The sequence below is a fragment of the Actinomadura sp. J1-007 genome (assembly GCF_009793335.1).
Classification (GTDB): domain Bacteria; phylum Actinomycetota; class Actinomycetes; order Streptosporangiales; family Streptosporangiaceae; genus Spirillospora; species Spirillospora yumaensis.
In genome coordinates, this window is record NZ_WING01000002.1 from 410,630 (window position 1) to 423,413 (window position 12,784).

14 protein-coding genes and 1 pseudogene are annotated in these 12,784 nt (G+C 76.4%); 8 read left to right on the top strand and 7 right to left on the bottom strand.

The genetic code is table 11. The features are described from left to right. Positions 1-5: 5 nt before the first annotated feature. Positions 6-1,109, bottom strand: a complete 1,104-nt coding sequence (locus GEV43_RS35865) for an LLM class flavin-dependent oxidoreductase (protein WP_160825216.1) — start codon at positions 1,107-1,109, stop codon at positions 6-8. Between the two features lie 199 nt (positions 1,110-1,308). Here GEV43_RS35865 and GEV43_RS35870 point away from each other — a divergent pair, with 199 nt between their 5' ends. From GEV43_RS35870 to GEV43_RS35900, 7 genes are all read left to right on the top strand, one after another. Then, on the top strand, positions 1,309-1,434 hold the full coding sequence (locus GEV43_RS35870) for a lasso RiPP family leader peptide-containing protein (protein WP_160825217.1): 126 nt from the start codon (positions 1,309-1,311) through the stop codon (positions 1,432-1,434). 134 nt (positions 1,435-1,568) lie between these two features. Continuing rightward, positions 1,569-3,434, top strand: a complete 1,866-nt coding sequence (locus GEV43_RS35875; protein ID WP_160825218.1) for an asparagine synthase-related protein — start codon at positions 1,569-1,571, stop codon at positions 3,432-3,434. Positions 3,435-3,474: 40 nt separating this feature from the next. Next, a complete protein-coding gene (locus GEV43_RS35880) occupies positions 3,475-3,726 on the top strand; it encodes a lasso peptide biosynthesis PqqD family chaperone (RefSeq protein WP_160825219.1) in 252 nt (83 codons plus the stop codon). Further along, positions 3,723-4,160 carry a lasso peptide biosynthesis B2 protein gene (locus GEV43_RS35885; protein ID WP_160825220.1) on the top strand — a complete coding sequence of 146 codons (438 nt, stop codon included), beginning with the start codon at positions 3,723-3,725 and terminating at the stop codon, positions 4,158-4,160. The genes GEV43_RS35880 and GEV43_RS35885 overlap by 4 nt, the downstream gene beginning before the upstream one ends. After that, positions 4,153-4,707 (top strand): MauE/DoxX family redox-associated membrane protein, encoded by a 555-nt coding sequence (locus GEV43_RS35890; RefSeq protein ID WP_160825221.1) that lies wholly within the window; start codon positions 4,153-4,155, stop codon positions 4,705-4,707. The genes GEV43_RS35885 and GEV43_RS35890 overlap by 8 nt, the downstream gene beginning before the upstream one ends. Positions 4,708-4,712: 5 nt before the next feature. Further along, a complete protein-coding gene (locus tag GEV43_RS35895) occupies positions 4,713-5,705 on the top strand; it encodes an ATP-binding cassette domain-containing protein (RefSeq protein ID WP_160825222.1) in 993 nt (330 codons plus the stop codon). A gap of 76 nt (positions 5,706-5,781) precedes the next feature. Next, a complete protein-coding gene (locus GEV43_RS35900; protein ID WP_160825223.1) occupies positions 5,782-6,528 on the top strand; it encodes an ABC transporter permease in 747 nt (248 codons plus the stop codon). A gap of 32 nt (positions 6,529-6,560) precedes the next feature. Here GEV43_RS35900 and GEV43_RS35905 read toward each other — a convergent pair whose 3' ends face one another. The 3 genes and pseudogenes from GEV43_RS35905 to GEV43_RS55445 all read right to left on the bottom strand — a co-directional run. After that, positions 6,561-7,451 (bottom strand): NAD(P)-dependent oxidoreductase, encoded by an 891-nt coding sequence (locus GEV43_RS35905; protein ID WP_160825224.1) that lies wholly within the window; start codon positions 7,449-7,451, stop codon positions 6,561-6,563. Between the two features lie 181 nt (positions 7,452-7,632). Beyond that, positions 7,633-8,109 carry a hypothetical protein gene (locus GEV43_RS52015; RefSeq protein ID WP_309240257.1) on the bottom strand — a complete coding sequence of 159 codons (477 nt, stop codon included), beginning with the start codon at positions 8,107-8,109 and terminating at the stop codon, positions 7,633-7,635. Between the two features lie 98 nt (positions 8,110-8,207). Further along, a pseudogene (locus GEV43_RS55445) lies at positions 8,208-8,600 on the bottom strand (TIGR03557 family F420-dependent LLM class oxidoreductase); the annotation flags it as partial. Between the two features lie 153 nt (positions 8,601-8,753). Here GEV43_RS55445 and GEV43_RS35915 point away from each other — a divergent pair. Continuing rightward, entirely contained in the window at positions 8,754-9,965 is a 1,212-nt protein-coding gene (locus GEV43_RS35915; RefSeq protein WP_160825225.1) for an NAD(P)/FAD-dependent oxidoreductase, read from the top strand. Here the strand turns inward: GEV43_RS35915 and GEV43_RS35920 are convergent. The 3 genes from GEV43_RS35920 to GEV43_RS35930 form a co-directional block, all read right to left on the bottom strand. Beyond that, a complete protein-coding gene (locus tag GEV43_RS35920) occupies positions 9,962-11,050 on the bottom strand; it encodes a hypothetical protein (protein ID WP_160825226.1) in 1,089 nt (362 codons plus the stop codon). The two genes, GEV43_RS35915 and GEV43_RS35920, sit on opposite strands and share 4 nt — an antisense overlap. Next, a complete protein-coding gene (locus tag GEV43_RS52020; protein ID WP_160826023.1) occupies positions 11,038-11,589 on the bottom strand; it encodes a 4'-phosphopantetheinyl transferase superfamily protein in 552 nt (183 codons plus the stop codon). Before GEV43_RS52020 ends, GEV43_RS35920 begins: the two co-directional genes overlap by 13 nt. 133 nt (positions 11,590-11,722) lie before the next feature. After that, positions 11,723-12,784: an LLM class flavin-dependent oxidoreductase gene (locus GEV43_RS35930; RefSeq protein WP_160825227.1), complete on the bottom strand. Its 1,062-nt coding sequence runs from the start codon at positions 12,782-12,784 to the stop codon at positions 11,723-11,725.

Sequence of the window (12,784 nt, forward strand, 5' to 3'; positions counted from 1 at the left end):
CCGGGTCAGGCCGGCGTCGCGCGCGTCCCGGCGTAGGCCCGGGAGCGCCCGCCGGCGTGCCGCCTGGCTTCCGCGCCGGCCGGTGCGGACGCGCCCGCGAGGGCGGGGGGCTCCGCCCGCATGGCCTCGGCGAGCAGCTCGTACGACCGCAGCCGCTCGTCCACGTCGTGGACCAGCGTGAGGACCATCAGCTCGTCCGCGCCGGTGTCCGCGAGGACGGCTTCGAGCCTGTCCCGGGCGCCGTCCGGGTCGCCGACGACGTGGTGCGCCGTGCTCGACCTGAGCACCGCCTCCTCCGCGTCCGTCCAGCGGATCGCCGCGGCCTCCTCGGGGGTGAGGTTCGGCCCGTTCCGGGTGCCCTGGAGCGACTGCGCGACGATCACCCTGGTGGGGCCGGCGAGCCACGCGGCGCGTTCGGCGGTGTCGGCGACGATGACCGAGCAGGCGATGAGCGTCCTCGGCTCCGGGCGGGCGGCCGAGGGGCGGAACGCCTCCCGGTAGGCGCGCAGGGCGGGCGCCGCGTTCTCCGGCCGGACGTGGTGGGCGAACGCGAACGGCACGCCCAGCTCCCCGGCGAACCGCCCGCTGTCGGGGCTCGACCCGAGCAGCCAGAGGTCGGGTCCGTCGCCGTCGCCGTCCGCGGCCGGGACCGCGACGACGTGGTCGTCCGGCCGCGGGTCGAGGTAGCGGGCGAGCTCGCGGACCTGGTCGCGGTACGCCTCGGACCCGGGCGGGCTGCTCACCCGCCGCAGCGCCCGCGCCGTGGTCATGTCGGTGCCGGGCGAGCGGCCCACGCCGAGGTCGACGCGGCCGGGGTTCAGCGCGGCGAGCGTGCCGAACTGCTCGGCGACGACGAGCGGCGGGTGGTTCGGCAGCATGACGCCGCCCGAGCCGACCCGCAGCCGCGACGTGGCGGCGGCGAGCTGCGCGACGAGCACCGGCGGGGCGCAGCTCGCGATGAACGGCGCGTTGTGGTGCTCGGCGGCCCAGTACCGGTGGTAGCCCATGCGCTCGGCCTCCACCGCGGTCCGCAGGGACTCGCGCAGCGCCCGCGCGGGGGACGAGCCGCGCCACACCGGCGCGGTGTCGAGAATGGAAAGAACGGTCATCGCCGGATCCCTTCGTCTGCCCTTTTTCTGAACGCACCGATACTCGCCCCCCGAGCAGGTGCTTTCAATACGCCGGGACCCCCGTGAAAGCGACCTGCAAGGCAAGTGCAAGGTAAGTGCAATGGGCGGCGTCCTAGGTTCGGACATGCAGCGAGGGGATCCATCCGGGATCCTCCCCGACGCCCAGGAAGGTGTCTTCATGCTGGAGCAGGTCGCGGCTTACGAGCCGCCCACGCTGTCCGAGGCCGGTGCGTTCTCCGAGGTCACGCTCGGCCGCCCCAACTGGGGGTTCGAGGCCGACTGGTCGTGCGTCATGCTCTGCTGAGATAGGGCGGCCTGTCAGCTCGAAAAAACGGCCGTGCCGGTGCCGGTGCATTCCGGCGCCGGCGCGGCCGGTGCGGAACAACGGCTCGGGAAAGAGCGTGGAAGAAAGGCGGGAGAGAAGGGATGGAAGCAGCGGTGGGTTTTCTCGTCTTTCCGGACACGCCCGCGGGCGCGGCCGCCGCGGACGCTTTCGGCGGTGCGGCCGGAACGGACGGCCCGTACGCCCGCGAGGTCGTCGAGCACGCCTCCGGCAGGCCGTGGATCGTCCGCGGCCCGGCCGCTGAGCCCCTCCTGCACGCCGCCGCCGGACGCAACCGCGCCGTGCTCATCGGTCCCGCGTCCGCCAGCCGGAACGAGCTGGAGAAGGCGCTCGCGGCGGCGCGCTCCGTACGGGACCTCGACGCGCTGTGCGCCCGGCTCGCGGGCGCCTTCCACCTCATCGCGTCCATCGGCGGCGACGTGCGGGTGCAGGGCTCGATCTCCACCGCCCGCCAGGTCTTCCACGCCCGCCTCGGCGGCGTCACCGTCGCCTCGGACGTCCCGGCCGCCCTGGTCGAGCGCATGGACGGCGCGTCCCTCGACGAGGAGCTGATCGCGGGCAGGCTCGTCGCGCCGTGGGCGCCGTGGCCGCTGAACGAGCGCCCTCTGTGGACGGGCCTCGACGCCGTCCCCGCGGGCTGCTACCTCCGCCTCGACGCCGCCGGTGCGGGACGCCCCGTCCGGTGGTGGACCCCGCCCGCACCGGACGTCCCCCTGGAGGAGGGCGCGCGCCGCGTGCGGGACGCGCTGCGCGACGCGGTCGCCGTCCGGGCCCGGGGCGCCGGGACGATCAGCGCGGACCTGTCCGGCGGCATGGACTCCACCAGCCTCTGCTTCCTCGCGGACGGCGAGGCCGAACGCCTCGTCACGACCCGCTGGGAGGCCGCCGACCCCGCCGACGAGGACCGCGTCTGGGCCGGGCGCGCCGCCGCGTACCTCCCGGACGCCGAGCACCTCGTGCTCTCCCGCGACACCGCGCCGACCTGGTTCGACGGGATCGCCGAAGACGGGCCCGGCGGCCCCGACATCGAGGGCCCGTTCGCGTGGATTCGCACCCGCGCCCGCCTCCTCCACATGGCCGGACGGGTCGCCGCCGCTGGCTCGGCGGCGCACCTCACCGGGCACGGCGGCGACGAGCTGTTCCTCGGCAACCCGCTCAACCTGCACACGCTGCTGCGCACGCGCCGCGCAGGCGCGGTCCGGTACCTGCGCGCCTACCGGGCCATGTACCGGTGGCGGCTGGCCCCGACCGTGCGGGCGCTGCTGAGCGGCGAGTCGTTCGGGCAGTGGCTCGCCGCGTCCGCCGAGACCCTGACCGACCCGCTGCGTGAGACCGGCGGCGCGCCCGCGTTCGGCTGGGGGATCGGCTACCGGCTCCCGCCGTGGGCGACCGCCGACGCCGTCGCCTCGGCGCGGCGCCTGTTCCGGCGCGCCGGGGCGTCCGGCGTCGAGCCGCTCGCGCCGGTGCGCGGCCAGCACGCCGCGCTCCAGGACGCGCGGCTGTGCGGCGACACGCTGCGCCGCGTGGACCGGCTGACGTCCGGGGCGGGCGTGCGCTGGCACGCGCCGTTCGTGGACGACCGGGTCGTCGAGGCCGCGCTCGCCGTCCGGTTCGAGGACGTCACGATGCCCGACCGCTACAAGCCCGCGCTGACGGCGGCGATGCGCGGGATCGTCCCGGAGCCGGTCCTCGGCCGTTCGACCAAGTCGGAGTACAGCGCGGAGGCGTACCACAGCCTGCGCCGCCACCGCGCCGAGCTGCTCGGCCTGTGCGGCGACGACATGCGCCTCGCCCGGCTCGGGCTGGTGGACGCCGCCGCGCTCCGCTCGACCCTGGAGGCGCTCCCGCCCTCGTCCTTCACCCTGATGCCGCTGATCAGCACGTTCGCCTGCGAGACGTGGCTGCGCGCCGCCGGGGCCCCGCGCCCCGGCCCGCGCCCGCGGCCCGTCCCGGCGGGCTGACCGCGCCGGCCGTTCCCGCCCGCGAACCGGAGGAGTACCGATGCCCCTGTCGCCCGACGTGACGATGACCGAGACCGAGCACGGCATGGTGCTGCTCGACCAGCGCACCGGCCGCTACTGGACCCTGAACCCGACCGGCGCGGCCGTCGTCCGGCTGATGCTGGACGGCGCGACCGCCGAGGACGCCGCGACCGCCCTGCGCGAGCGGCACCCCGGCTCCGCCGACCGGGTCGCCGCCGACGTCGACGCGTTCGTGCGGTCGCTGCGCGAGGCGAGGGTGATGACCTCATGACGATGCCGGTCGCCCTCGAACCGTCCGCGCGGGTCCCGAGGCTGCGGCGCGCGGGCGCCCTCGTCGCCGTCGGCGCGGCGCGCCTGCTGATGCGGCTCCCGCCGCGCCGCCTGCGCGCGGTGCTGTGCGCGCTGCGGCGCGGCGCGCGGCCCGCGACCGCCGGGGAGGCGCTCGCCGCGCGGCAGGCGGTCGTGACCGTCAGCGTGCAGTGCGCGGGGCAGGGCTGCCTGCAACGGTCCCTCGCGACCGCGCTGCTGTGCCGGGCGGGCGGCGCGTGGCCCGACTGGTGCACGGGCGTGCGCATGGAGCCGTTCCGCGCGCACGCGTGGGTGGAGGTCGGCGGCGATCCCGTCGGGGAACGCGACGACATCCGCGCGTTCGCGACCACCATGGCCGTCCGCGCACGCGACGTCCGCCGGAGGAGCGATGGCTGACTATCCGCTGCTGTTCTGCCGGGCGCTGGTCCTGACCGTGTTCGCCGTGGCGTTCGCGGGCAAGGCGCGCAGCGCGTCGGGCTTCAAGGGGTTCGTGACGTCGATCCGGCAGCTCGCGATCCTGCCCGAACGGGTCGCGGCCCCGGCGGGCCTGGCCGTCGTCGCGGGGGAGGGCGCCGCCGTGGTGCTGCTCGCGCTGCCCGCCACGGTCCGCGCGGGGTTCGCGCTCGCCGCCGCGCTGCTGGCGCTGTTCGTCGGGATCGTCGTACGGGCCGTGCGCGGCGGCGTCTTCGCCGAGTGCCGCTGCTTCGGGTCGAAGGGCTCGGTGATGGGCCAGGCGATGATCGTCCGGAACGTGCTGCTCCTGTGCGCCGCCGTGCCCGGCGCGGCCCTCGGGGCGTCCGTCCCGGCGGGCCGTCCCGCCGAGGCCGTCGCCGCCCTCGCCGCGGGCGCGCTCGGCGCGTGGGGGTTCACGCGCTGGTACGACCGGATCGTCGCGGCGCTCATGCGGCGGCTGCTCCGCCCGGCGGCGCGGGACGCGGGCTGAACGCGATGGGAGACCAGGCGACCGCCCGCGCCGCGCCGGGGGACAACGCGATCGAGGCCGACGGGATCGGCAAGCGGTTCGGCTCCGTCCAGGCCCTGGACGGGGTGACGCTCGCCGTGCCGCGCGGGACGGTGCTCGGCCTGCTCGGCCACAACGGCGCGGGCAAGACCACCCTCGTCAACGTGCTCGCCACCCTCTGCCGCCCCACCGCGGGCACCGCCCGCGTCGCCGGGCTCGACGTCGTCCGGCAGGCCCGCGGCGTCCGCCGCAGGATCGCGCTGACCGGCCAGTACGCGGCGCTGGACGAGCAGATCTCCGGCCGCGACAACCTCGTGCTCGTCGCGCGGCTGTTCGGCGCGGGACGCCGCGGCGCGCGGCGGCGCGCGGCCGAGCTGCTGGAGCTGTTCGGCCTCGCCGAGTCGGCCGACCGCCCCGTCCGCACGTACTCCGGGGGGATGCGGCGGCGGCTCGACCTCGCGGCGAGCATGACCGGGCGTCCCGACGTGCTGTTCCTGGACGAGCCGACCACCGGCCTGGACCCGGCCGCTCGGCTCGCCGCCTGGACGACCGTCGAGGGCCTGGTCCGGGACGGGACGACGGTCGTGCTCACCACCCAGTACCTGGACGAGGCCGACCGGCTCGCCGACACGATCGCCGTGCTCGCGGGCGGACGGGTCGTCGCCGAGGGCGCCCCGGCCGCGCTGAAGGCGCGTCTCGGCGGGCGCACCGCGACCGCGACGCTGTCCGCGCCGGACGCCGTGCCCGCGATCGTCCGGGAGCTGCGCGGGCACGGCCTCGCCCCCGAGTACGACCCGCGGCGCGGCGTCCTCGCCGTGCCGATGACCGGGCCGCGCGACCTCGCGCGGATCGCCCGCGCGCTGGACGCCGAGGCCGCCGACGCCTACGAGCTGGCCGTCGCGTCCCCGACGCTCGACGACGTGTACCTGTCGCTGGCGGGCCCGGCCCGCCGGCCCGACCGAGAGGGCGGGACGCCATGACGCTCACCGCGCCCCGCGCGCCCGCCCGGCCCGCGGGGAGGGGAGCCGCGAGGCGGGCCTCGCGACGCAGCTCGGCGTGCTCACCGGCCGGTCGCTGCGCGCGCTGGTCCTGGACCCGCGCCTGGTCGTGGCGAGCATGCTCGGGCCGCTGCTGATGCTGGCGACGTTCAGCCAGCTCTTCGGCGGCGTCGCCAGGGCGCCCGGCTTCCCGCGCGACGTGCGCTACATCGACTTCCTCGTCCCGGCGATCATGGTGACGTCGGCGATGCAGGCCGCGTTCAACACCGCGGTCGGCCTCACCCAGGAGATGGGCAACGGCATCATCGCGCGGTTCCGCTCGATGCCGGTCCGGCCCGGCTCGGTGCTGCTCGCCCGCAGCCTCGCCGACGCCATCCGCTGCGCCATCCAGCAGCTCATCCTGCTCGCCCTGTCCGCGGCGCTGCTCGGCTTCCGGCCCGGCGGGGGCGTGCCGGGCGCGCTCGCCGCGGCGGCCGTCGCGCTCGCCGTCTCGTGCTGCCTCGGCTGGATCTTCATCGCGATCGCCTGCTGGATCCGCAGCGCCGAGATCGTGCAGGGCGTCGCGGGGCTCGCGACGTTCCCGCTCATCTTCGCGTCCAACGCGTTCGTCCCGGCGGACGGGCTGCCCGGGTGGCTGCAAGCGGTCGTCCGGGTCAACCCCGTCACGTACGGGATCGAGGCCACCCGCGGGCTCGCGCTCGGCGAGCCCGCCCTCGCCGACGCGCTCACGGCCCTCGCGATCAGCGGCGCCGTGGGGCTCGCGGCCGCCGCCCTGGCCGTGCGCGGCTTCCAGCGCCGCACCTGACGGGCGGACGGCGCGCGGGAGCGGGGGCGGGCTCAGGCGGGCGGCCCGCCGTCGGTGCGGGCCTCCAGCGCGTTGAGCACGGCCACCATGTCGGCCTGCTCATGCCCGAGGGCGACGGTCTCGCGGAAAAGCGCGTGGCACACGTCGAGCAGGGGCGAGGCGAGCCCGGCGTCCCTGGCGGCGTCGGCGATCAGCCGGTTGTTGCGCAGCACGTCCAGGGCCGCGGCCTGCACGGCGAAGTCGCGGTCCAGGAGCTTGGGGGCCTTCATCCGGGACACGCCGCTCGCCATCGGGCCCGCGTCGAGCACGTCCAGGAACAGCCGCCGGTCCAGGCCGTGCCGGTCGGCGAAGTGGAACGCCTCCGCGAGCCCGGTGACCGTCGTGATCAGGAACAGGTTGACCGACAGCTTCATGAGCAGCGCGTTCGGGACGGGCCCGCAGGCGAACGTCTCGTGGCACATCGGCCGCAGCAGCGGGCGGACCTCGTCCACGTCGGGGCCGTCCCCGGCCAGCATCGCGACGAGCCGCCCCTGCTCCGCCGGGACCCGCGAGCCGGAGACGGGCGCCTCGACGTAGCGCCCGCCCGCCGCGCGGACGTCGGCGCACAGGCCGCGCGAGTAGCCGGGCGAGGTCGTGCCCATGTGCACGATCGTGCGGCCCGCGACGTTCGCCCCGAACCCGGGGCCGCGCCGGTCCAGCGCCTCGTCGATCGCCTCGCCGCCCGCCAGCATCATGATCACGATCCGGGCGCGCTCCGGCACGTCCGACGGCGCCGCCGCGACCTGCGCCCCGGCCGCGCGCAGCGGGGCGGCCTTCGCGGCGGTGCGGTTCCAGACCACGAGCGGCGTGCCGGAACGGGCCAGGTTGAGCGCCATGGGCTGGCCCATCACGCCGAGGCCGAGGAAACCCACGAGTTCTTCCACGTCACGTCCTAGGGTCGGAGGTGAGCGGCCGTCCGCCGGCCCGTCGGGGCGCGACCGGCGGGCGGGGTCGACAGTGGCCAGCGTACGTCGCGGCCGCGGCCGTCCGGCCCGCCGGGACCGCGCTGGTCACAAGTTGCCGAGAACCGGCGGGCGGGCTGTCGCCCCGTGCCCCGGCGGCGGGTCAGCCGAAGCGCTCCCGGAGGGCGGGCAGCAGCTCCGCCCGCGCCCAGTCGCGGAACCGCTCCTGCCGGTCCGCCCCGATCTGGAGGAACGACATGTGCGTGAACCCGGCGTCCGCCCACTGCTGCACGGTCGCCAGGTAGTGGTCGATGTCGTTCCCGCAGGGCACCGCCTCGGCGACGTCCTCGGGCCGCGCGGTCTTGGCGCTCGCCTCGAAGTTGACCGGGCCGGGCAGCTCGGCCATCACCTTCCAGCCGGTGGTGCCGTGCTTCCAGAGCCGGTAGGCGTTCTGGACGGCCTCGTCGTAGTCGGCGCCGTAGGACACCGGGATCTGGCCGTAGACGGGCTTTCCGCCGCCCGTCCGCTGGTTGAACAGCTCGACCACGTCGCCGACCGGCTGGTCGGAGACGAGCGCGTCGGCGTGCTCGGCCGCGAGCGCGCCCGCGCGGGCCCCGAAGGCCGCCATGCCGATCGGCACGGGCTCGGCGGGCAGGTCGTAGAGCTTGGCGGAGTCGACGGTGTAGTGCCGCCCCGGTAGTGGACGTAGCCGCCCCCGAACAGCTTCTTGATGATCTCGACGGCCTCGGCGAACATCTCGTGCCGGACGTCCGCCGACGGCCAGCCCTTGCCGATCACGTGCTCGTTGAGGTTCTCGCCGGCGCCGAGGCCGAGGGTGAACCGGCCGTCCGACAGCACCCCCATGGTCGCCGCCTTCTGCGCCACCACGGCCGGGTGGTAGCGCATGATCGGGCAGGTCACGAACGTCATCAGCGGGATCCGCTCGGTGGCCTGCGCCAGCGCGCCGAGGACCGACCAGGCGTACGCCGAGTGCCCCTGCACCTCCAGCCACGGGAAGTAGTGGTCTGAAATGACCGAATAGTCGAATCCGATGCGCTCCGCCTCGACCAGGTCGCTGACCAGCTGTTTGGGCGGCGTCTGCTCGCACAAGAGCGTGTATCCGAAGTCCATACCGGCTCGCCTACCCGTTTGACCAGCAAGAATGCCGCTTGCGGCCGGTCCGTGCCGTCCCGGCCGCCCGCGCCCGGACGCTGGCCGCCGGGCCCGCGGGCGGTGATCGTAGAATTGCTGAGCGTAGTCGCGCTGGAACTCCGGGGGGACGCCATGCCAGCACACCAGCCGGTCACCGTGGTCGGTGCGGGCCTCGGCGGGCTCACGCTCGCCGCCGTCCTGCACCGCAACGGCATCGAGGCGGTCCTCTGCGACGCCGACCCGTCGCCGGACGCCCGCCCCCGGGGCGGCATGCTCGACCTGCGCGAGGAGTCGGGCCAGACCGCGCTGCGCGTCGCCGGGCTGTCCGAGGAGCTCCGGCGGATCGTCCGGCCCGGCGGCGAGGCGATGCGCGTCCTCGACCAGCATGCCGGCGTCCGGATGGAGGACGGCGGCGACGGCGACCGGCCCGAGGTCGACCCGGACGACCTGCGCGACCTGCTGCTGGCCTCGCTGCCCCCGGGCGCGGTGCGGTGGGGCGCCGAGGTCACCGCGGCCGTCCCGCTCGACGCCGGCCGCTACGGGGTGACGCTCGCGGGCGGCGAGTCGTTCACCACCGACCTGCTGATCGGCGCCGACGGGGCCTGGTCGAAGGTGCGGCCCCTGGTCTCGAACGCCGCGCCCGTCTACTCGGGCATCTCGTTCGCCGAGACGCGGCTGCACGACGCCGACGCCCGCCACCCCGAGTGCGCCGAGCTCGTCGGCAACGGCGTGATGTTCGCGCTCGCGGAGGAGAAGGGCCTCATCGCCCAGCGCGACGGCCGCGGGCGGCTCCACGTCTACGTCGCGCTGAAGACGCCCGCCGAGTGGGCGGCGTCGGGCGCGGTCGACTTCACCGACACCGCCGCGGCCAAGGCCGCGCTGCTGGAGCACTTCGACGGCTGGGACGAGCGGCTGCGGGCCCTCGTCGCCGGAGCCGACGGCCCGATCACGCCGCGGCCCGTCCACGCCCTGCCGGTCGGGCACCGCTGGCCCCGCCTGCCCGGCGTGACGCTGGTCGGCGACGCCGCCCACCTGATGTCGCCGCTCGCGGGCGAGGGCGCCAACCTGGCGATGCTCGACGGCGCCGAGCTGGCCTCGGCCCTCGCCGCCCATCCCGGCGACCCCGAGACCGCGCTGGCCGTCTACGAGGAGGCGCTGTTCCCGCGCAGCGAGGCCGCCGCCGCCGAGTCCGCGACGAGCCTCGTGATGTGCTTCCGCCCCGACGCCCCCAGGGCCTGCTGGACCTCATGGCGCAGTACCGCGCCGAGTACCGCGCCGAACGCTAGAGCAGGCCGCCGAGGGGGCCGAACGCTAGAGCAGGCCGCCGAGGGGGCCGAACGCTAGAGCAGGCCGCCGAGGCGCTGCCGGAAACCGTCCTCCAGGTCCGCGATGGCGCGCAGGGAGTCGAGCACGCCGGGACGGGGCGCGCCCCCGGCGGCGACGCGGCGCGCGTTGTAGTGCAGGGCCCGCACGAGCGCCGTCCACGACGGGACGAGCCGTTCCGCCGCCCAGTCGCCCAGCTCGGTGAGGCCGCCGCCGTCCCGGCCCGGGAGGCGCGCGTGGCGGAGCGACGCCGCGACCATCTTCCGGTTGCGGGCGGCGACCCAGAAGTCGTTGTTGTGCCGGTACCTCGCCGGGTCCGCCAGGCCGTTCTCCAGCCAGTCGTGCAGCGCGTCGAACGCGGCGCGGCCCGCCGCCCAGCCGTGCGCGGCGACGTGCGGGTCGACGATCCGCGCGTCCGCCGTGCGGGCGAGCATGGCGGCGGCGAACTCCGCCGCGCCCGCCCCGGGCGGCACGCGGCCGCCCGCCTCCAGCCACTGCCACGGCCGCTCGTCCGACCACGGCGGGCGTTCCCTGCGGTCGCCGAGCGCCCACCGCTCGCGGCTGGCCTGCTCGGCGCTCACCGGGAGCGGCGACCACGCGAACGGCCCGACGCGGGGCGCGGGCACGGTCCCGACGAAGCCCGGATGCGTCCCGGCGTCGTCGGTCCACCGGAACCGGTCGTCGACCAGCAGCGTCCCCGGCTCGCCGGGCGTGACCAGGAACCAGTGCGGCGCGGGCTCCACGCCGTTCCCGGTCTCGATCCAGGGCAGGTGCGTCGTACGGCCCGTGACGATCGCCGCGCCCGCTTCCCGCGCGTGCCGGGCGATCGCCTCGGCCGCCGCCTCCGGCTCCGCCGCGCCGCGCCGTTCGAGATCGACGCGGTACAGGTCGCCGTCGCCGGTCAGGGGCGTGTGGTAGTGGAGGAACTCCATCAGATCGCCCGAGCGCCGTACGGCCAGGAAGAGCTGCGTGCCGAAGACCAGCACGTCCGGGACGCCGAACGACCGCAGGAGCCCGGCGGTCGCGGTGCTGTAGCAGGACAGCAGGTCGCCGCGCACCGCCCCGGCCTCCGCCCCCGCGTCCGCGGGCCGCGTCATCTCGTGCATCGTTCCTCCCAGCCGACGACCACCGGGCGGCCGAGCCATTCGCGGCCGTCCCGTCCCGCCCAGGCGAGCGCGCCCGCGTACCCGCCCGGCAGGGGAAGCTCGCGCCAGCTCACCCCGTCCAGCCGCCCGCCGTCCGCCGCCGGGAGGGCCGTCGGGAGGGCCGTCGGTGAGCGGAACCCGGCCAGGCCGCGCCCCGTCGCCTTGCACCGCGCCTCCCGCACCGCCCACGCCCGCGTGAACGCGGCGCGCCCGGCGTCCGGCGGCAGCGCCTCGATCCGCTCCCACTCGCCGGGATGCAGCCAGCGCCGCCCGATGCGCTCCCATCCGCGCGCGGGCGGCTCCTGGACGTCCAGCCCGACCCGTCCGCCCGCGCCGAGCCCGATGCCGACGAGGCCGCCGCTGTGCGAGATGTTGAAGTCGATCTCCCACGGGACGCCGTCCGGATGCGCCAGGTAGGGGCGGCCCGCCCGCGTGCGCCGCAGCAGCGGCGGAGGCCGCAGCCCGAGCCTCCGGACCGCTGCCCGCAGGATCCAGGGCAGTCCGCTCCCCGAGTCCCCCGCGCCGGGGTCGGCGCCGGCTGGGGAGGGGCCTCGGAGAGCAGGACGACCGCCGCGACCTCCTCCAGCGCGACCGCGCGGAGGTCGCCGGGGGCGGCGGGGCGGAGCGCCGGGGTCACGCGTCCAGGGCCTTCGCGATGTGCTCGTACTCGGCCGGTTCGTACGGCAGGTCCAGCACGACGGTGCGGACGCCGAGCTCCCGGTAGCCGTCCAGCGCCGCCGCGACGGTCTTGTAGGAGCCGACCAGCTTCGGGCAGTCGATCCCGACGCGGCCCGCCCCGTACCAGAGGCACTCGTCGTGCAGGACGCCCGCCTCGGCCAGCTCGATGTTGGCGCGGTGCTGCGACGAGGTGACCTGCCGGGCGAACAGGCGGCGGGTCAGCGCGTCCCGCCGCGTCGCCGCGTACCGGCGCTCTGCCGTCTCCCAGGCCAGCTCGTCGGTGTCCCGCGCGACCACGCCGACGATCATCGCGAGCCCGCCGGCCAGGCCGCCCGCCGCCAGCCGCTCGTGCTCGGCCGCGAGGTCGGCGCGGGGCTTGGCCATCACCAGCGCGCGGTCGAGCCGCGGCAGCACCGCGGCGATCTCCGGGGAACGCGAGCCGGGCGCCAGCACGCGGGGGGCCATCGCCGGGTCCGGCGGCGGCTCGGGAGGGGCGGCCCGCAACCCGTACCACGGCCCGGTGTGCGGCTCGCCGCGCAGGACGGCGCGCAGCCCGTCGATGAAGTCGGCCATCCGCTCGTACTTGTCGCCCTTGAACGGGTCCAGGCCGAGGGCCTCCAGCTCGGCGGCCTTGGCGCCCGCGACGACGTTCAGGTTGACGCGCCGCCCGTACAGGTGGCACAGCCCGGCGACGGCCCGCGCGGCGACCGCGGGGTGCGCCAGCGCGGGGTTCACCGCCACGATCGGCTCCAGGACGCTGCTGCGCGACAGCACGAGCTGGCCGGCGAGCCAGGGGTCGAGCGACTGCCAGAAGTCGTACACGAGCATGGCGGACGCGCCCAGCTCCTCGGCCGCCGCGCAGTGCTCGGCCACCGCGTCCATGTACGCGCCGCCGGACTCGTCCGCGGACGCGCCGTTCCGCGCCGCCCCCGCCGCCCCCGCGGCTCCCGCCGCTCCCGCGCCGAAGACGTCCGCGTGGCTCGGGCAGACCGTGAACGTCTCCATCGGGTCTCCCAT